Annotated in this window: 19 protein-coding genes; 14 read left to right on the top strand and 5 right to left on the bottom strand. The window is 62.5% G+C overall.

Going from position 1 to position 19,041, the window contains the following annotated elements; genetic code table 11:
- The first annotated feature begins 594 nt into the window (after nt 1–594).
- The 8 genes from JWV26_RS14640 to JWV26_RS14675 all read left to right on the top strand — a co-directional run bounded on the left by JWV26_RS14640 (nt 595) and on the right by JWV26_RS14675 (nt 10,176).
- The gene (locus JWV26_RS14640; protein WP_072423170.1) at nt 595–2,034 is read left to right on the top strand and encodes a cytochrome ubiquinol oxidase subunit I; all 1,440 of its coding nucleotides are present in this window, start codon (nt 595–597) and stop codon (nt 2,032–2,034) included.
- Between the two features lie 2 nt (nt 2,035–2,036).
- Complete coding sequence (gene cydB, locus JWV26_RS14645) at nt 2,037–3,044, top strand: cytochrome d ubiquinol oxidase subunit II (RefSeq protein WP_072423169.1); 1,008 nt, start codon at nt 2,037–2,039, stop codon at nt 3,042–3,044.
- Nucleotides 3,045–3,054: 10 nt separating this feature from the next.
- Nucleotides 3,055–3,204, top strand: a complete 150-nt coding sequence (locus JWV26_RS14650; RefSeq protein ID WP_206419219.1) for a DUF2474 domain-containing protein — start codon at nt 3,055–3,057, stop codon at nt 3,202–3,204.
- Between the two features lie 111 nt (nt 3,205–3,315).
- Nucleotides 3,316–3,816 (top strand): RNA polymerase sigma factor, encoded by a 501-nt coding sequence (locus JWV26_RS14655; protein ID WP_093048525.1) that lies wholly within the window; start codon nt 3,316–3,318, stop codon nt 3,814–3,816.
- A complete protein-coding gene (locus JWV26_RS14660; protein ID WP_206417180.1) occupies nt 3,806–4,726 on the top strand; it encodes a FecR family protein in 921 nt (306 codons plus the stop codon). Before JWV26_RS14655 ends, JWV26_RS14660 begins: the two co-directional genes overlap by 11 nt.
- A 171-nt stretch (nt 4,727–4,897) precedes the next feature.
- A complete protein-coding gene (locus JWV26_RS14665; protein WP_093048531.1) occupies nt 4,898–7,309 on the top strand; it encodes a TonB-dependent receptor in 2,412 nt (803 codons plus the stop codon).
- A 105-nt stretch (nt 7,310–7,414) separates the two neighbouring features.
- Entirely contained in the window at nt 7,415–8,857 is a 1,443-nt protein-coding gene (locus tag JWV26_RS14670; protein ID WP_206417181.1) for a TldD/PmbA family protein, read from the top strand.
- A complete protein-coding gene (locus JWV26_RS14675; protein ID WP_206417182.1) occupies nt 8,857–10,176 on the top strand; it encodes a TldD/PmbA family protein in 1,320 nt (439 codons plus the stop codon). Before JWV26_RS14670 ends, JWV26_RS14675 begins: the two co-directional genes overlap by 1 nt.
- 4 nt (nt 10,177–10,180) lie before the next feature.
- Here JWV26_RS14675 and JWV26_RS14680 read toward each other — a convergent pair whose 3' ends face one another.
- Nucleotides 10,181–11,305, bottom strand: a complete 1,125-nt coding sequence (locus tag JWV26_RS14680) for a methyltransferase (RefSeq protein WP_206417183.1) — start codon at nt 11,303–11,305, stop codon at nt 10,181–10,183.
- A 70-nt stretch (nt 11,306–11,375) separates the two neighbouring features.
- On the opposite strand from JWV26_RS14680, the gene JWV26_RS14685 reads away from it, so the two are divergent.
- On the top strand, nt 11,376–12,152 hold the full coding sequence (locus JWV26_RS14685) for a ferredoxin--NADP reductase (protein WP_206417184.1): 777 nt from the start codon (nt 11,376–11,378) through the stop codon (nt 12,150–12,152).
- Here the strand turns inward: JWV26_RS14685 and JWV26_RS14690 are convergent, their stop codons facing one another.
- Nucleotides 12,153–13,178 (bottom strand): CNNM domain-containing protein, encoded by a 1,026-nt coding sequence (locus tag JWV26_RS14690; protein ID WP_074913914.1) that lies wholly within the window; start codon nt 13,176–13,178, stop codon nt 12,153–12,155. It lies immediately after the preceding gene.
- Between the two features lie 196 nt (nt 13,179–13,374).
- Between JWV26_RS14690 and JWV26_RS14695 the strand changes: the two genes are divergently transcribed.
- Together JWV26_RS14695 and JWV26_RS14700 are read left to right on the top strand one after the other, a co-directional pair.
- Complete coding sequence (locus tag JWV26_RS14695; RefSeq protein WP_017678808.1) at nt 13,375–13,623, top strand: HP1242/YdcH family protein; 249 nt, start codon at nt 13,375–13,377, stop codon at nt 13,621–13,623.
- Nucleotides 13,624–13,691: 68 nt separating this feature from the next.
- Nucleotides 13,692–13,970, top strand: coding sequence for an HP1242/YdcH family protein (locus tag JWV26_RS14700; protein WP_206417185.1), 279 nt, complete (start codon nt 13,692–13,694; stop codon nt 13,968–13,970).
- A 116-nt stretch (nt 13,971–14,086) separates the two neighbouring features.
- Here JWV26_RS14700 and JWV26_RS14705 read toward each other — a convergent pair whose 3' ends face one another.
- Nucleotides 14,087–14,581 carry a GNAT family N-acetyltransferase gene (locus tag JWV26_RS14705; RefSeq protein ID WP_206417186.1) on the bottom strand — a complete coding sequence of 165 codons (495 nt, stop codon included), beginning with the start codon at nt 14,579–14,581 and terminating at the stop codon, nt 14,087–14,089.
- 92 nt (nt 14,582–14,673) lie between these two features.
- On the opposite strand from JWV26_RS14705, the gene radA reads away from it, so the two are divergent.
- Both radA and JWV26_RS14715 read left to right on the top strand, forming a co-directional pair.
- Complete coding sequence (radA, locus tag JWV26_RS14710) at nt 14,674–16,032, top strand: DNA repair protein RadA (protein WP_017678811.1); 1,359 nt, start codon at nt 14,674–14,676, stop codon at nt 16,030–16,032.
- Nucleotides 16,033–16,214: 182 nt separating this feature from the next.
- Nucleotides 16,215–16,361, top strand: a complete 147-nt coding sequence (locus JWV26_RS14715; protein ID WP_017678812.1) for a hypothetical protein — start codon at nt 16,215–16,217, stop codon at nt 16,359–16,361.
- A 146-nt stretch (nt 16,362–16,507) separates the two neighbouring features.
- Here the strand turns inward: JWV26_RS14715 and JWV26_RS14720 are convergent, their stop codons facing one another.
- Nucleotides 16,508–16,879, bottom strand: a complete 372-nt coding sequence (locus tag JWV26_RS14720) for a PilZ domain-containing protein (protein ID WP_079784629.1) — start codon at nt 16,877–16,879, stop codon at nt 16,508–16,510.
- A 165-nt stretch (nt 16,880–17,044) separates the two neighbouring features.
- On the opposite strand from JWV26_RS14720, the gene JWV26_RS14725 reads away from it, so the two are divergent.
- Entirely contained in the window at nt 17,045–17,551 is a 507-nt protein-coding gene (locus JWV26_RS14725; protein WP_206417187.1) for a DUF3015 domain-containing protein, read from the top strand.
- 204 nt (nt 17,552–17,755) lie between these two features.
- Here JWV26_RS14725 and glyA read toward each other — a convergent pair whose 3' ends face one another.
- Nucleotides 17,756–19,009 carry a serine hydroxymethyltransferase gene (gene glyA, locus JWV26_RS14730; protein WP_021487979.1) on the bottom strand — a complete coding sequence of 418 codons (1,254 nt, stop codon included), beginning with the start codon at nt 19,007–19,009 and terminating at the stop codon, nt 17,756–17,758.
- Nucleotides 19,010–19,041 lie beyond the last annotated feature (32 nt).

The raw sequence follows: 19,041 nt of genomic DNA on the forward strand, positions 1-19,041 counted from the left end.
GTCGCAAGTCATCGCGATCACTCGATGTAAGAACCTGTTCACGACCTGCTGTGCGTCGGCCCTACTGCGTTAAAAACAGGCTCGGCAAGCCGCTTGCGGCTAACGCGCTTAAGCGCGGCCCGGAGGGCGAGCAAAGCGAGTACTGCTCATTTACAGCTCGTAAAGTCGAGCGCGACTCCGAGCGCTCCTCGCCTGTTTTTGCCTTGTATGGCCCTAGCTCGCAAGGTCGTGACCAGGCTCTAAGCAACTCCGTGATTCGGGCGGCCCGCGTAGTGCGTGGCCGCCTTTTTTTGCGCGCCGCCTGGCTGTGGGAGGAGCTTCAGACGCGACAAGCGCTCGCAGCGTGCTGTTTCCGGTGAACGCTGCGGTGGCCTGTCGCGCGGCAAATCACCACAGCGCCAGTTAGGCCTTTAGCGGCTAGTCTTTTAGTGCGCATTGATCCAGGTCAATACGCCTTTTCGCGCTTTACCCAGCAGCTTCTCGGCTGCACACCACTCCCATAAGAACAATTTCAGCTCGTTTGACTCCAACACCAGGAGTCTATGGATCGGCTTTGCGTGCTGGGGCCGAAATAACCCTGAATGAGGATGTGACATGTTCGGCCTAGAGGCGCTTGATCTCGCCCGAATCCAGTTTGCCTTCACCATTTCCTTCCACATCGTCTTTCCGGCCATCACCATCGGTCTGGCCAGCTACCTGGCGGTGCTCGAAGGGCTGTGGTTGAAGACCAGCAATACGCTGTACCGCGATCTTTACCACTTCTGGTCGAAGATCTTTGCGGTCAACTTCGGCATGGGCGTGGTCTCCGGTCTGGTCATGGCCTATCAGTTCGGCACCAACTGGAGTGCGTTCTCCGACTTTGCCGGGGCGGTCACCGGGCCACTGCTGACTTACGAGGTGCTCACCGCGTTCTTCCTCGAAGCGGGCTTCCTCGGCGTCATGCTGTTCGGATGGAATCGCGTCGGGCCGGGCCTGCACTTCTTCTCCACGGTGATGGTGGCCATCGGCACGCTGATCTCGACCTTCTGGATTCTCGCCTCCAACAGTTGGATGCACACGCCACAGGGCTACGAGATCATCGATGGCCGGGTGATTCCGGTGGACTGGTTCGCCGTGGTCTTCAACCCCTCGTTCCCCTATCGCCTGGCACACATGGCCACGGCGGCGTTCCTCGCCACCGCCTTCTTCGTTGGCGCCTCTGCGGCCTGGCACCTGCTGCGCGGGCGTGACAACCCGGCAATCCGCAAGATGCTCTCGATGGCACTGTGGATGGCCCTGCTAGTGGCGCCGGTGCAGGCCTTCATTGGTGACCTGCACGGCCTCAATACGCTCAAGTATCAACCAGCGAAGATCGCCGCCATCGAGGGCCACTGGGAGAACGTCGGCGACGAGCCGACCCCGCTGATCCTGTTCGGCTGGCCGGACATGCAGCGCGAGGAAACCCGCTTCAAGGTGGAGATCCCCGCGCTCGGCAGCCTGATTCTCACGCACAGCCTGGACAAGCAGGTGCCGGCGCTGAAGGACTTCCCGCCGGAAGACCGGGCCAATTCCACCATTGTCTTCTGGACCTTCCGCGTCATGGTCGCCATGGGCCTGATGATGATCCTCACCGGCCTGTGGGGCACCTGGTTGCGTCGCGGCGAGCGGCTGTACACCTGCCGGCCGTTCCTGCACCTGGCAGTGTGGATGGGCCCCAGCGGCATCATCGCCATCCTAGCGGGTTGGTACACCACCGAGATCGGCCGCCAGCCGTGGATCGTCCATGGCCTGATGCGTACCGCCGATGCTTCATCAGGGCATAGTGCGGCGCAGCTGGGCTTCACTCTGGCGCTGTTCGTGGTGGTCTATTTCGTGCTGTTCGGTGCGGGTATCGGCTACATGCTGCGCCTGGTGCGCAAGGGGCCGAAGATCGACGGGGGCAAGGAAACCTCAGAGGGTGGGCCTGGCAAGCCGCGTACGCCAGCGCGTCCGCTGTCGGCTGCCGAAGAAGGCCTGGAAGATGGCGAAACCGACACCTTGCCGGAGAGGAGCTGAACATGGGTATCGACCTTTCGCTGATCTGGGCGGTGATCATCGCCTTCGGTGTGATGATGTACGTGGTGATGGATGGCTTCGATCTGGGCATCGGCATCCTCTTTCCCTTCGTCCGTGACGACGGCGAGCGCGACGTGATGATGAACACCGTCGCGCCGGTATGGGACGGCAACGAAACCTGGCTGGTGCTCGGCGGCGCCGGTTTGTTCGGTGCTTTCCCGCTGGCCTACGCGGTGGTACTCGACGCCCTGTACCTGCCGTTGATCCTGATGCTGCTGGGGCTGATCTTCCGCGGCGTTGCCTTCGAGTTTCGCTTCAAGGCCAAGGCCGCCAAGCGCCATCTGTGGGATAAGGCCTTCATCGGCGGCTCGCTGACTGCCACCTTCTTCCAGGGCGTGGCACTGGGTGCCTATATCGACGGTTTCGAGGTGGTCAATCGCAGCTTCGCCGGCGGTGCGTTCGACTGGCTGACGCCATTCTCGGTGTTCTGCGGCCTGGCGTTGATCGCTGCCTATGCGTTGCTCGGCTGCACCTGGCTGATCATGAAAACCGAAGGTCGTCTGCAACAGCAGATGCATGATCTGGGGCGCCCGCTGGTATTCGTGGTGCTGGGCGTGACCGGTATCGTCAGTCTGTGGACGCCGTTCGAACACCCGGCGATCGCCGAGCGCTGGTTCAGCCTGCCGAACCTGTTCTGGTTCATGCCGGTGCCGGTGTTGGTGCTGCTGTGCACCTGGGCGCTGCTGCGGGCCGTGGCCAGCAACGCCAACTACTCGCCGTTCCTGCTCACCCTGGCGCTGATCTTCCTCGGCTACAGCGGCCTGGGCATCAGCCTGTGGCCGAACGTGATTCCGCCGTCGATCAGTATCTGGGAGGCCGCCGCACCGCCGCAGAGCCAGGGCTTCATGCTGGTGGGCGCGTTGTTCATTATCCCCTTCATCCTCATGTACACCGCCTGGAGCTATTACGTGTTCCGCGGCAAGGTGACGGTGGATGATGGCTACCACTGAGGGGCGTGAAATGACCAAGGCCGAACAGGATAAAAAGCCGCTGTGGCAGCGTCTGGGTTGGCTGGTGCTGATCTGGGCCTGCAGCGTCACTGCGCTGGGTATCGTGGCCTGGCTGTTGCGCCAGTTCATGAGTGCGGCGGGGTTGGGGGCGCCGGGCTGAGCCCGGCGATCCAGCCAATTGCCATTTGGCCTATAGGGTCGAGTGGATATATTTGAAAATCATTTGCGCTTGTAATATTTTCTCGGGCTTTCCCGGCACCGAGAACCCTTCGTGTCCCTGCCTGTCGATCCACTGCCCCCTGAAGAGCTGTTCCGACGTCATTCCTCGGAGCTGCTGCGCTTCTTCACCCGGCAGACACGCTGCAGCGAGCTCGCCGCCGATCTGCGCCAGGAAACCTGGCTGCGCTTGCAGGGGCGTCGTACCGAGGAGATCGGTAACGTGCGCGCCTTTCTCTACCGCATCGCTCGCAACCTGCTCATCGATCACCATCGCCAACAGCAGACTCGTCCGCAGTCGGCACCGCTCGATGAAGCGCTGGAAAGCGAACTCCCCGAACCCGAACGCGCCATTGAGGACAGTCGCCGTTTGGCTCGTCTGCAAATACTGATGCATGAATTGCCTGAACACCTGCGCCAGGCGCTGTTGTGGAATCGCCTGGACGGCCTGACCCAGCGTGAGATCGGCGAGCGCTTGGGCGTCTCGGAAAGCATGGCCGGACGCTATATCCTCAAGGCCCTCGAATATTGCCAGGAACGCATGGATGACCACTGAGGCTGATCTGCGTAGCCAAGCCCGGGAGTGGCTGGTGCTGCTGAATTCCGGGCGGGCCAGTGCCGCCGATCACGCGGCGATGGAGCGCTGGCGCCGGACCAGTGCTGAGCATGCCAAGGCGCTGGCAGAAGCGGAAAACCTCTGGGCGCTGCTCGGCCAAGTCGAGCGGCCCGCTGCCATCGTACAGACCATGCCCAGACGCAAGCGGCGCTGGCCGCTGCCACTGGCTAGCGCGGCCAGCCTGCTGCTGGCGCTGTGGTTGACCCCGCCGGGCTGGTATGCCGATTTACGTACTCAGGCCGGAGAAATCCGCGAGATAACGCTGGAGGATGGCTCGCGGCTGCAGCTCAATGGCGCCACAGCTCTTGACTGGAACGCCGATGCAGACGGTCAGCGCCGAGTGCGTCTGTATCGCGGTCAGGTCGATTTCCAGGTAGCGGCCGATGCTGTCCACCCCTTCGTGATCGAGGCCGGTGAGGCGCGCATTCGCGTCACCGGTACTCGGTTCGACGTCAACCTGCTGGGTGATCAGGTGTTGCTGGCGGTCAGCGAGGGGCATGTACAGGTCAGCGACGCCGACGGTCGCGAACAAGCCGTTCAGGCTGGCGAGCAGATCGCCTGGCTGGCTGGTCGTTTGCAATCACCCCAGCCACTGGATGCCGCGCGGGCTTTGGCCTGGCAGCGAGGGCGGCTGGTATTCCGCGATCGCCCGTTGCCTGAAGTATTCGAGGAGTTGCAGCGCCAGCAAACTCAGCAGGTGCTGTTTCTCGATGCAGCGGCGCGTGAGCTGAAGGTCACCGGCGTATTCGCCTTGGATGATCCACAGGCCTTACTGCGCGCCATCGAGACCGCTCTGCCGGTCAAGCTGACTCACTTGCCGGGCGTGCTGCTGGTGTCGTCCGACGGCTGATCGTCCTATCTGACAGCCGCCGGATTGCATCCGGGCTACGACTGGGTGATGCCGCGAATCTTTTTTCGAAATATTTGCTGCTCCGGTTCAGGAATGCGAATTACCTTCGTCTTCTGTTTCTGCAAATGCGACTTTTTCGCATGAATAGCCAGCAGAGCACAGGACATCCGCATGCGTTCGATTCCCTTCCTTCCGACATTGATCGCGCTTTCCCTCGGCCTCACTGCCGCGCAGGTGCAGGCCGTCGAGCTCGACATCCCGGCCCAGCCTCTGGATTCGGCGCTCACCGATTTTGCCGAGCAGGCTGGCATTCGCCTGCTCTACGACGCCAGCCTGACTCGCGGGGTCAGCGGTCGCCAGGCACTCAAGGGGGATTATTCCGTCGGAGAAGGGCTGCAGCAGTTGCTGCAGGGCAGCGGCTTGACTTTCAGTATCGGCGCCGACGGCACCGTCACGCTGATCCCGCGTCCTGATAACAGCGATGTGCTGGAGCTGGGGGCTACCACCGTCAGCGGTCAGCTCGATGGTCGCCGCGACCTGCCGACCAGCTATGCCGGCGGCCAGGTGGCGCGCGGCGCGAACATCGGCCTGCTGGGCAACCAGGACATGCAGGACGTGCCCTTCGCTTTTTCCAGCTACACCTCCGAGCTGATCGAAACGCGCCAGGCGCAGACCCTGGCCGACGTGCTGGCCAGCGATCCGGGCGTGCGCCAGTCCTACGGCTTCGGCAACTTCTCGCAGGTCTTCGTCGTTCGCGGCTTCCAGCTGTACAGCGACGACATCGCCTTCAACGGTCTGTACGGGATATTGCCGCGGCAGATCATTTCCACCGAGTCGGTCGAGCGCGTCGAGGTGTTCAAGGGCGCCAACGCCTTCATCAACGGCGTGGCGCCTGGCGGCAGTGGCGTCGGCGGGGCGATCAACGTGGTCTCCAAGCGCGCCGAGGACACCCCGACTCGCAGCTTCACCCTGGACTACGCCAATGACAGCCGCGTGGGTGGGCATCTCGATCTGGGGCACCGCTTCGGTGAGGACAATCGCTTCGGTGTGCGAGTCAACCTGGCGCAGCGTGAGGGCGAGACGGCCGTCGACGACGAGCATTCGCGCTTCAGCCTGGCCACCGTTGCTCTGGATTACCGTGGCGAGCGCCTGCGCCTGGCAGCCGACCTTGGCTACCAGAAGCAGCGCGTCAACGAGGGACGTTCAGTTGTCTACCTGACCACCGAATCCAACACCACCGTCACCAGCACTCTCAATGGCAAGGTGCCGTCCGTGCCTGACTCCAAACATAACTACGCGCAGCCCTGGAGTTGGTCGCAGCTGGAGGACAGCTATGGCATGTTCAGCGCCGAGTACGATCTGTCGCCGTCCTGGACCGCCTACCTGATTGGCGGCGGCAAGTACACGCGGGAAAACGGTGTGTACGCCTCCAACTACGTCTATGGCGCCGATGGTGCGGCCCGCATCGGCCGCCTGTATTCGCCGCTCGATCAGGAAACCCTGAGCCTGGCCACCGGCCTGCGCGGAAATCTGCAGACCGGCTCGGTCAGCCACAAGGTCAATCTGGCGGCCAACGGCATCTGGCAGGAAAAGCGCAACGCCTTCGAGTCCACCACCGCCGGCAACCGTGGGCACGGCAACCTGTACGAGGGGCTGCCCGTGCCCGTGCCGACTGCCAGTCTGCCTTCCGGCGATCTGCATGACCCGGATACCACCGCCAAGGTGCAGAACAAGAGTCTGGCTGTCTCCGACACCTTGGGTTTTGTCGATGATCGTGTGCTGCTGACGCTCGGTTTGCGCCGTCAGAATATCGTTGCCGACACTTGGGCTGCTGCCACAGGGATTCGCGCGCCTGGTTATGACAAGAGCATCACCACGCCCGCCTATGGTCTGGTGATCAAACCCACCGAGTACCTCTCGCTCTATGCCAACCGCGTGGAGTCGCTGCAGCAGGGGCCGACGGCGCCCAATGCCGCCAACAACAGCGGGACGATGTTCGCGCCGTACCGGTCCAAGCAGACCGAGGTGGGAGTGAAGCTCGACTGGGGGCGCTTCGGGGGCAACCTGAGCGTTTTCCGCATCGAGCAGCCGCAAGGTGTACTCGACGGCAACGGCAACTACGGCGTGGATGCCGAGCAGCGTAACCGCGGTATCGAGCTGAGCCTGTTCGGCGAGCCACTCAGCGGGTTGCGCCTGTTGGGCGGGGCGACCTGGACCGAAGCCGAGTTGCGTGGCACGGCCGGTGGGGCCAACGATGGCAACCAGGCCGTCGGGGTGCCCGAATTCCAGTTCAATGTCGGCGCCGACTGGGATGTGCCGGGCGTACCGGGGCTGAGCCTCAATGGCCTGCTGTTGCGCACCGGTGGTCAGTATGTCGATACCGCCAATGACTACAGCATCCCGGCCTGGACCCGCGTCGATCTGGGCGCGCGCTACAAGACCCGTCTGGACCAGCGCGCCGTGACCTTCAACGCGATCGTGGAGAACGTCGCCGACGAGAACTACTGGGCCTCGGCCAATGGTGGCTACCTGACCCAGGGCGCGCCGCGTACTTTCAAGGTCTCGGCCACGGTCGATTTCTGATCGGGAGCGGGACGGCGTCTGGCTTTTGCTTGCCGGTCGGCGGTTGATCCCGGCGCGTGCTTGTTCCCATACTGGCCTCCTTTCGTCGCCAGCCAAGGAGGCCCGATGTTCGCCCTCAGCGATACCCTGCAGCGCCGCTTCGCCGCGCTGAAATCCAGCGCTGATTTCTGGTCGCTGCGCCATGTGCAGGAAAGCCGGGAATCCTATTGGGTGCGGCGGCGCGTGGCGCAGGCGCCTTCCTTCCTCGACGATGCCGGCGCCATGCTCACCGTGCGCATCGCCGGTGTCGAAGCCTATGCGGCCACCAGCGATCTCAGCCAGGCCGGCTTGCAGGCTGCGCTGGAGCGCGCCGAGCTGATGGCCCGTGCCATGGTCGGACATAACCTGCTGGATCTCGCCAGCCTGTCGTACCCCACTGAGCAAAGCGACGATGTGATGCCAAGTTACGCGCAGCCGCTGGCGGGCGCCGCTCACTGGTTCGAGCTGCTGATGGCGGAGTCGGCGCTGATTCCCCAGGATGCGCGTCTGGTCGACAGCCATGTTGGCCTGACCTTCACCTGCCATGAGCAGATCTACCTCAACAGCGCTGGCGCCTGCCTGCGTCGTGCCCAGCGTTACGTCTTTCCGCAGGTAGGTGTCACCGCCAGCGATGACGGCGACAGCCAGAGCCGCAGTTTCGGCGGCACCCATCTGGCGCGCCAGGGCGGTGCCGAAGTACTGCAGCAGTTGGGCGTGATCGGCAGCGCCGCGCACATTGCCGACGAGGCATTGCAGCTGCTGCTGGCGCCTAACACCCCGAACGGTTCGCGCGACCTTTTGCTGATGCCGGACCAGATGATCCTGCAGATCCACGAGTCCATCGGTCATCCGCTGGAGCTGGACCGCATCCTCGGTGACGAGCGCAACTTCGCCGGCACCAGTTTCATTCGCCAGGAAGATTTCGGCCATTACCCATACGGCTCATCGCTGCTCAACGTGACCTTCGATCCGGGCGTGCCAGGCGAGCTGGCCAGCTATAGCCATGATGACGACGGCAGCCCGGCGCAGCGCCACTACCTGATCTGCGATGGCATTCTCCAGCGTCCGCTCGGCGGCGCGCTGTCGCAATGGCGTAGCGGCCTGCCGGGTGTGGCCAACAGCCGCGCCTGCAGCTGGAACCGGCCGCCCATCGACCGCATGGCCAATCTCAATCTGGAGCCGGGTGACAGGACTCAGGCCGAGCTGATCGGCGGCATCGAGCGCGGCATCCTGATGAGCAACAACCGCTCCTGGTCGATCGACGATGCGCGCAACAAATTCCAGTTCGGCTGCGAATGGGGCCAGTTGATCGAAAACGGCGAACTCAAGGGCGTGGTGAAGAACCCCAATTACCGCGGCATCAGCTCGCGGTTCTGGCGCAACCTGCACGCGGTAGGTGACGCCTGCACCTTCGAGGTGATGGGCACGCCCTATTGCGGCAAGGGCGAACCCAACCAGGTGATCCGTGTCGGGCATGCCTCGCCGGCCTGCGTCTTCGCCGATATAGACGTTTTCGGAGGGGCTGCCTGATGGATGCACGTCAGCATTTCAGCGCGTTGCTGGAGCACCTGCAGGCGCAGGTCGTGGGCGAGGAGGGCTTCACCCTGGCCTACGGCGCTGAGGTTTCCAGCTTTATCCGTTTCAACCAGGGCCAGGTGCGTCAGGCCGGCGATGTGCAGCAGATCTACGTCACCCTGTCGCTGTACCAGGGCCAGCGCCACGCCGAAAGCAAACTGGCGCTCAGTGGCGTGCTCAATGAGGATTTGCCGCGCCTGCAGCAGATAGTGCTGCGCCTGCGAGGCGTGCTGCCAACCTTGAGTGACGACCCTTATCTGCGCTTGAATCGTGAGGCCTGGCGCAGCGAGTTGGCGGGCGAGGCGGCGCTCCTGGATAGCGCGGCCATGGCGCAGCAGATCGTCGCTGCGGCTGCTGGCCTCGACCTGGTCGGCTTTCTGGCCGTGGGGCCGCAGTACCAGGGTTTCGCCAGTTCCTGGGGCGCCTTCGGCTGGTACGCCGCGAGCAGTTTCAATTTCGAGTTCAGCCTGTTCCACGACAACGGCCAGGCCGTGAAAAGCACCTATGCCGGCGAGCAATGGGACGCCCAGGCGTTCGCTCGCAAACTCGATGGCGCGCGACAGCAACTGGCGTTTCTCGGGCGTCCGGCCAAGGCGCTGCAGCCGGGTGCCTATCGCGCCTATCTGACGCCGGCTGCGCTGGAGGAACTGGTCAGCCTGTGCTGCTGGGGCTTCGGCGCCCAGGCACTGGCGTCGGGTGGTAGTCCCTTGCAGCGTCTGTTCAATGGCAAGGCCGAACTCAGCCCGTTGCTCACGATCGACGAACGCATCGAGGGTGGCTTGGCGCCGGCTTTCACCTCCGAAGGGCCACGCCAGCCGCTGCGCCTGATCAGCCAGGGGCGAGCTGGTGAGCGCCTGGTCAGCTCGCGCAGTGCCGCCGAGTACGGGTTGATCGCCAATGGTGCATGCAGTGGCGAATATCCGCTGTCCTTGCACATGCGAGGCGGTGAGTTGGACGAGCCCGACGTGCTGCAACGCCTTGGCACCGGCCTGTATATCGGCAACCTGTGGTACGGCAATTTCTCCGACCTGCCCGCCGCGCGCCTGACCGGCATGACCCGCTTCGCCACGTTCTGGGTCGAGGATGGGCAGATCCAGGCGCCGCTGAACACCATGCGTTTCGACGACTCGCTGTTCGACTTCCTCGGCCCGCAACTGGAGGCGCTGACCCGCGAACCGGAGCTGCTGTTGCCAGGCGGCACCTACGGCGCCAGGCAGTCAGGCTCGATGGCCTTGCCGGGCGCCTTGCTGTCGCGGTTCACCCTGACCTTGTAGGGGCCTATTTTCTTGCCCTGAGCACCACGAACTTCGGGTTGGCCGCGACCTGCTCGACACCACGGAACAGCCGCCCCAGCTTGGCGTGGTAGCCCAGGTGGCGGTTGCCGACGATCCACAGTTCGCCGCCGGTGACCAACGCCGCGCGGGCCTGCTGGAACATGCGCCAGGCGAGAAAATCACCGACCACCTGCTGCTGGTGGAAGGGCGGGTTGCACAGCACCAGATCCAGCGAGTCAGCCGGCTGCTCGGCCAGGCCGTCGCCAGCACGGATCGTTACAGGTCGATCACCGAGGGCCGCCCGCCAGTTTTCCTGCGCCGATTGCACGGCCATATAGGACTCGTCCACCAGCGTCAGTTCCGCTTGCGGGCTGCCCAGGGCGTAGGCGATGCCGAGCACGCCATTGCCACAACCGAGATCGGCGACGCGCACGCGCCCGAGATGACGTGGCAGATGCGGAAGAAAGGCGCGGGTACCTATATCCAGGCCGTCGCGACAGAATACGTTGGCGTGATTGACCAGCTCCAGCGCCGGTTTATCCAGGCGGTAGCGGGTCGGGTAGGGTGAGTGCGGTGTTGCCTTGGTTTCAGGCGTGGCGACCAGCAGGCGGGCTTTCTTCACTGCCAGCGAGGCCTGCACCGGGCCGATGTATTGCTCCAGCAGATCACCGGCGGCGCGCGGCAGGTGCTTGATCATCGCCCCAGCGACCACGCGGGCATTTGGCGCCAACTGGCCATGCAGGCGAATCAGTTGCTCCTCCAGCAGTGCCAGGGTCTTGGGCACACGAATCAGCACCCAGTCGAACGGCCCTTGCGGTGTTTCGCAGCTCGGCAGAAAGGTTGCTGCGTCGCCACTCAGGCCATTGCTGGCGAGGTTCTTCTGCAGGGCGAGAAAGCCCAGGTGCGAATCACCGCTGCTGGTCACCTGGCAGTGTCCGGCCAGCGAGCAGGCGAGGGCGCCGAAGTTGTCGTTGAGTAGCAGCACGCGGCTGCCTGCCTCGATACCTTGCTCATGAAGATGACCCAGCAGGTATTCGTCGGCGGCATCGAAGGCTTGGAGCGGCTCATTCGCCTGGTGCGGCTGACGCTGCAGTTCGAGGCTGGCGAAGGGGGTGTCGAGAGTAGGCATGCAAACCTTCGGTGTTTGTCGCTGGCCGATTGCGCCAGACTGGACGGGTATTCAATGAAGGGGGGAGATTATGACTGTCAGCGAGGACAAGTTCACCCGTCAGACGCTGCTTGAGGTACACAGCCTGACCCCGAGCCTGTTCACCCTGCGCACCACGCGGGATGCGGGCTTTCGTTTTCGCGCCGGGCAGTTCGTACGCCTGGGTGTCGAGAAAGCCGATGGCAGCGTGGTTTGGCGCGCCTACTCGCTGGTGTCCGCGCCGCATGATGAGTTCCTCGAGTTCTTCTCCATCGTGGTGCCGGGCGGCGAGTTCACCAGCGAGTTGAGCAGACTGCGCGTTGGCGACAGCTTGCTGGTGGAGAAGATGGCGACCGGCTTTCTGACCCTGGATCGTTTCGTCGATGGCCGCGACCTCTGGTTGCTCGGCAGTGGCACTGGCATCGCGCCGTTCTTGTCGATCCTGCAGGACTTCGAGGTGTGGCAGCGCTTCGAGCGTATCGTGCTGGTGTACAGCGCGCGCAGCTTCGCCGAGCTGGCTTATCAGCCGCTGATCCGGAGTTTCGCCGAGTTGGAACACCTGGCCGAATTCGCTCACAAGCTCACCTACCTGCCGGTGGTCACTCGCGAGCAAGCGCCGGGCTGGCTGAATGCACGTATCACCGAGCTACTCGACAAGGGTGAGCTGGAGCGCGCCGCCGGGCTCGAGCTGACGCCTGAATATTCGCGAGTGATGATCTGCGGCAACCCGCAGATGATCGACGACATTCGTCAGCGTCTGAAGGTGCGCGGCCTGAATCTGAGCCTGACCCGGCGGCCGGGTCAGGTGGCGGTGGAGAATTACTGGTGATCAGTCTTCGCGGATTGCCTTGAGTCGATGTTCCCAACGGCGCTTGGCGAAGCGGCGCATGTTGGGGATATCGTCGGTCTCGTCGAGAATCGGCTTGCCGATGATGGTTTCCATGATGTCTTCCAGCGTCACCAGGCCGTGCCAGCTACCGAACTCGTCGTACACCAGACACATGTGCTGACGCTCCTGCATGAGCAGGGTCATCAGGTTTTCCACGTTCATGCTGTCCGGCACGACCTTGAGCGGCTTCATGATCTGGGTGATCGGTTCGCCATCGTTCTCGGCCGCCAGGGCGTCATAACGGAACACCACGCCCAGCGGCGACTCGTCCTCGCCAATCACCGGGTAACGGGAGAACTGGCTCTCGCGGGCACGTGCCTTGAACGCAGCGATCGATTCATCCGGTGCGGCGGATTCGCAGACGATGCGCGGGGTCATGATGTCGCGCAGACGGATCTCGTGCAGATCGAGGATGTTGCTGATCACCCGCTGCTCGTCTTCGTCGAGCTTGCCCACTTCGCGGCCAAGCAGGGTTAGCGCCTTGATCTCCTGGCGAATGTCGTGCTCCGGCTCCTTGCCGCCGAACAGACGCATGATCAGGTCCGACATGACGATGAACGGCTTGAGCAGCAGGATCATCGCCCGCAGCAGGCTGGGCAGGATAGGCGCCAGGGCACGCCAGTAACGGGCACCGATGGTCTTCGGCAGAATCTCCGAAAGCACCAGGATCAGCAGGGTCATGACCGCTGAGGCGATACCCAGGTAACCGTCACCGAAGACGATCGCCACCTGCGCACCAACGCCGGTAGCACCAACGGTATGCGCCACGGTGTTGAGGGTCAGGATGGCCGCCAGCGGCTGGTCGATCTTGTCTTTGAGCTCCTTCAGCCTTTCGTACAGCTGCGGTTTTGCGACCTTCTGCTGAGCGATGTAACTGGGCGTGAGGGAGAGCAGAGCGGCTTCGAGGATGGAACAGATGAACGAAACCAGAATGGAGAGGACAGCGAACGCTATCAGGAGTGTCATGTAGAGGGATAAGTTGCTAAGGGTCGGTCAATTTAGCGCAAGCGCAGTGGAAAAAGCAGAAAAGCTGCAACATTTCATGTCCTGATGCTGGCGCGGTTGCAGTTCGCTGCCTGACGTCTTGTCTGCCGATAGTTCACTGGCTGCACGTAGCCCAGCTTCGACTAGGCTAAAGGAACACTATCTGGGGAGGTCCTCCATGCCGCTTGAACATCACCCGTTGACCCGCGAATTCCCTCAGCAAGGCGACGTCATGCGCAAGCTGATGCAAAGTCATCCGCACTTCCCTCGCCTGGCTGGCGAATATGAAGCGCTGGACAAGCGCATCTACGAAATAGAGGACGGTCGCGAGGCTGTCGACGACCTGACCTTGCAGGGGCTCAAACTGCAGCGTGTGGGCCTCAAGGACGAGATCGCCGATCTGCTGCGCAAGGCGGGCAGTGCTTGACCCGGATCAAATGAACGGTCGACGTGCAGCGCTAGGCTGGAACTATCTTCCCTGTCAGAGGCTTCCTCATGCACGTCGACCACCATCCGCTGGTTCATGATTTTCCCGAACTGCGCAACGAACTGCAGCGTCTGCGGCAGAGCGATGAACAGTTCTCTCGCCGGGCCGAAGAATACGAAGCGCTGGACAAGCGCATCTGCCGTATCGAGGACGGTATCGAGTTGCTCGATGACGTCACCCTCAGTGCGCTGAAACTCAACCGCGTGGCAATGAAGGACGAACTGGCGCGCCAGCTCAAACGCGCGGCGGGGCAGTGCTGCGGTTGTGGCAATGGCTGTCGAGGTTGATGCCCGTAAAATGCGGCAGGCACGGCGCACCCTACGAGATCGCTACCGGTAGGGTGCGCCGCGCGCACCGGCCTTCCCGGATCTCATCTTGACTTCGCCATCGGAGCAGAAAGGCCTTAATGTACGGGCGGGTTGATCAGATAAGTGAGCAGCCCGTCCGCCTCTTCTTTCGTCCACACCGCGCGTGCCGGTCTGGGCCATTCGCTCAACAGCTGCTGCCAGAAGGCACAGGCCAACTCATCCTGACGGTAGAAACGCAGCAGCCAGGGCCTGCCGTCGCCCATCACCTGCTGTACCAGGGCGCGACCGATGCCCTGGCGACGATACTTTTTCAGGATGAACAGGTCGGCGAACTCCGGCACATCAAGACCGGGTAACTCGCTCTGTTCGATCAGCAGGAAACCGGCAATGAAGCCATCGGCCAGTATCAGTTGCGCACTCCAGTCCGGCTCCTGCCAATAGCGCTCCAGGTGGGGGTGGTGGATGTAGAAGCGACCGTCCGTCTCCACGTCTTCTTGCTCCCAGTCCGAGCTTTCGTAGGCGTAGAACTGGTAGAGGTTGGCCAGTAGCGGCAGCTGTTCGGCACTGGTGGGTAGCAGTTGGATCTGCATATGTGCATTCCGGGAAAAGTGGCTGTGGTCTGTAAATTTATCCAGTTGTTCGGTATCGTTCCAGCCTTCGTTCAGCGGCAGGATTGATCGCAATGGCCAAGGCAAAACGCATGTACGGCTGCACCGAGTGCGGCGCCACCTTTCCCAAATGGGCAGGGCAGTGTGGTGAATGCGGCGCCTGGAATACCTTGGTCGAAACCGTGGTCGAGGGCGCCACGCCCAGCGGGCGCACTGGCTGGGCCGGCGACAAGGCCAATATCAAGACCCTGGCTGAAGTCAGTGTCGAGGAAATCCCGCGTTTTTCCACCGCCTCCGGCGAGCTGGATCGGGTGCTCGGTGGCGGTCTGGTGGACGGTTCGGTGGTGCTGATCGGTGGCGACCCAGGCATCGGCAAGTCGACCATTTTGCTGCAGACCCTTTGCAATATCGCCACGCGTTTTCCCGCCCTCTACGTCACTGGCGAGGAATCGCAGCAGCAGGTGGCCATGCGCGCGCGGCGGCTGGATCTGCCGCAGGACAAGCTCAAGGTAATGACCGAAACCTGCATCGAATCGATCATCGCCACCGTGCGCCAGGAAAAGCCCAAGGTCATGGTCATCGACTCGATCCAGACCATTTTCACCGAGCAATTGCAGTCTGCCCCCGGCGGCGTCGCTCAGGTGCGCGAGAGTGCGGCGCTGCTGGTGCGCTTCGCCAAGCAGAGCGGCACGGCGATCTTTCTCGTCGGCCACGTCACCAAGGAAGGCGCGTTGGCCGGCCCGCGCGTGCTGGAGCACATGGTCGACACCGTGCTGTATTTCGAGGGCGAGTCCGACGGTCGCTTGCGCCTGCTACGGGCGGTGAAGAACCGTTTCGGCGCGGTCAACGAACTGGGCGTATTCGGCATGACCGACAAGGGCCTCAAGGAAGTCTCCAACCCCTCGGCGATCTTCCTCACCCGCGCGCAGGAGGCGGTGCCCGGCAGTGTGGTGATGGCCACCTGGGAAGGCTCGCGACCGATGCTGGTGGAGGTGCAGGCGCTGGTCGACACCAGTCATCTGGGCAACCCGCGTCGCGTCACCCTGGGCCTGGATCAGAACCGCCTGGCCATGCTGCTGGCGGTACTGCACCGCCACGGAGGCATTCCGACCTATGACCAGGACGTGTTTCTCAATGTGGTTGGTGGGGTCAAGGTGCTGGAAACGGCGTCCGACCTGGCGCTGATGGCGGCGGTGATCTCCAGTCTGCGCAACCGGCCGTTGCAGCACGACTTGCTGGTGTTCGGCGAGATCGGCCTGTCCGGCGAGATTCGTCCGGTGCCGAGTGGTCAGGAGCGTTTGAAGGAGGCGGCCAAGCACGGCTTCAAGCGCGCCATCGTGCCCAAGGGCAATGCGCCCAAGGAGGCGCCGCCTGGGCTGCAGATCGTCGCCGTTACGCGCCTGGAGCAGGCGCTGGATGCGCTGTTCGAATAGAGGAGGGCGTAACCCGGATGCAATCCGAGGCTTTTGTGGTGCTGTTCTTACCGGATTTCATCCGCGCTACTGGACTGCGGCGTTCTGCCGCGATCAGGCACCGGCGAAAATTGACCGAGGTCAATAGGTAGCAGGCTATCGGCGCGCAGCATGAAGGCGTATCCACTGAAGGAGACTCCATCATGTTTCTGTTCTTCGATTTCTTTTCCCGGGCTTTCAACTTCGACGCCAAGGCCATCGAGTCGCGCGATGCACGCCGCCAGGCGCAGCGTATTCAGGCGCGTCGCCAGCGTCGTGAACAGGCAGAGGCTGCCTGCTTGCGCCACTGACTGCTAGGCTCTGTACGAAAAGTGTCTGCGCTCGGTGATGCTTCGTTAAAAACCGGTTCGGAATGCTCATTTACCACTCGTAAACTGCGCTTCCTCACCGGTTTTTGCCTCGCCTGACCTTCGCTCGACGACTTTTCGTATAGAACCTAGTCGTCTTCGCCCAATGCCGCCAGTTCGCGCTCCAGCAGCTGTTCATCGCCGAGGTTGAGTTCGACCAGGCGGCGCAGGTGGCTGATGGACTCCAGATCGATATGGCGGCAGACGAAACCGAGAGACTGCGGCTGGGCGCGCGTCAGTACCACTTCCATCTTCACCTTGGCTTCGTCCCCCAGTTCGATAAGGGCTTCGAAGGGCTGGTTCGGGTCCCCGTTCCAATCACGAGGGGTCTTGATCAGCAGGCCCTTGAGAGAGATATCGTGCAGAGCTGCCGACCATTGCCGCTCACCCTGAGCGATGACGGTGGGGGCGTCGAAGGCAATGCGCTGAAAGCGCCGACGCTCGTTGGCTGATTCACTCATGCCCATACTCCTGAAGGATTTACATCACTATAGCCAAGGCTGACGGCCCCGTGCTTCGTCCCTGTGTCGCAGGATGCAACCGAGACGCATGAGTTTGACAGGTGGCCAAGTCTCGCCAAAGCTCCTTGTGTAGTTTTTATTACTCGATATTGCGGAGCGATAGACATGAGCAAGCGACTGCTAGGCAAAGGTTTGGTCTTCGGCCTGTTGAGCATGGCCAGTGTTGGCGCATTTGCCGACGCTGCGGGCGGCAATGGCTGCGGCTGGGGCAACATGCTGTTCGAAGGGCAGCGTGGCATGGCCCCGCACTTCTTGGCCACCACCACCAATGGCACCTCGGGTAATGCCACCTTCGGCATGACCTCCGGTACCAACGGTTGCGACACCAGTGGTGCGCTGGGCTACAACGGCCGCTCCATGCTGGCGATGAATGGCATGCTCGATTCGATTGCCGAAGACATGGCCATGGGCCAGGGCGAAGCGCTGGACGCCTACGCCACCTTGCTGGGTGTGGAGGCTCAGGATCGTGCGCACTTCGCCAAGGTCACTCACGACAACTTCGGCAGCATCTTCAGCAAAGCCGAGGCTACCAGTGAGCAGGTGCTGGCAGCCACGCTCGAGGTGATGAGCCGTGACGCGCAACTGGCGCGCTACGTAAAACAGCCGGCCTGAGGCAAATTGAAGGCAAAAAGAAGCCCGCCAATCGGCGGGCTTCTTTGTTTCAGGCTGAGCCTTAGAACCTGTTCACGATCTGCTGCGCGTCGGCGCTACTGCGTTAAAAACAAGCTCGGAATGCTCATTTGCCACTTGTAAACTCCGCTTCCTCGCTTGTTTTTGCCTTGTATCGCTCTAGCTCGCTAGATCGTGAATAGGTTCTTAGTTGGCATAGACCGGGAACTTCGCGCACAGCGCCTTGACCTGCTCACGCACGCGGCCTTCGACTTCATCATTGCCGATGTTGGCCAGTACGTCGCAGATCCAGCCTGCCAGTTGACGGCACTCGTCTTCCTTGAAGCCGCGAGTGGTGACGGCAGGGGTGCCGATACGCAGGCCGGAGGTGACGAACGGCGAACGCGGATCGTTCGGTACGCTGTTCTTGTTGACGGTGATGAAGGCGCGGCCCAGGGCAGCGTCAGCATCCTTGCCGGTAATGTCCTGCTTGATCAGCGAGAGCAGGAACAGGTGGTTCTCGGTGCCGCCGGAGACCACGTCGTAACCGTTGTCGATGAACACCTGGGCCATGGTCTGGGCGTTCTTGATCACCTGCGCCTGGTAAGCCTTGAACTCAGGCTGCAGCGCTTCCTTGAAGCACACCGCCTTGGCGGCGATAACGTGCTCCAGCGGGCCGCCCTGGCCGCCCGGGAATACCGCGGAGTTGAATTTCTTCTCCAGCTCTTCGTTCTTGCGCGCCAGGATCAGGCCACCGCGCGGGCCGCGCAGGGTCTTGTGCGTGGTGGTGGTAACCACGTCGGCGAACGGCACCGGATTCGGGTACAGACCCGCGGCGACCAGGCCGGCCACGTGGGCCATGTCGACGAACAGGTAGGCACCGACCTTGTCGGCGATGGCGCGGAAGCGCGGGAAGTCCAGTACCTGCGAGTAGGCGCTGAAGCCGGCGATGATCATCTTCGGTTTATGTTCAACGGCCAGGCGCTCGACTTCGTCGTAGTCGATCAGGCCCTGGTCGTTGATGCCGTACTGCACGGCGTTGTAGATCTTGCCGGAGAAGCTGACGCTGGCGCCGTGGGTCAGGTGGCCGCCGTGGGCCAGGCTCATGCCCAGCACGGTGTCGCCGGCGTTGAGCAGGGCCATGTATACGGCGCTGTTGGCCTGGCTGCCGGAGTGCGGCTGGACGTTGGCGTAGTCGGCGCCGAACAGCTCCTTGGCGCGGTCGATGGCGAGTTGCTCGACCACGTCGACGTACTCACAACCACCGTAGTAACGCTTGCCCGGATAGCCTTCGGCATACTTGTTGGTCAGCACGCTGCCCTGGGCTTCCATCACCGCCGGGCTGGTGTAGTTTTCCGAGGCGATCAGCTCAATGTGCTCTTCCTGGCGCTGGGCTTCCTGCTCCATCGCGGCAAAGAGTTCGGCGTCATAACGAGCGAGGGTCAAATCACGGCTGAACATGGCGGTCCCCTGAAATCAGCTGGGCGGTAGAA

This window comes from Ectopseudomonas toyotomiensis (assembly GCF_017167985.1).
GTDB classification, from domain to species: Bacteria; Pseudomonadota; Gammaproteobacteria; order Pseudomonadales; family Pseudomonadaceae; genus Aquipseudomonas; species Aquipseudomonas toyotomiensis.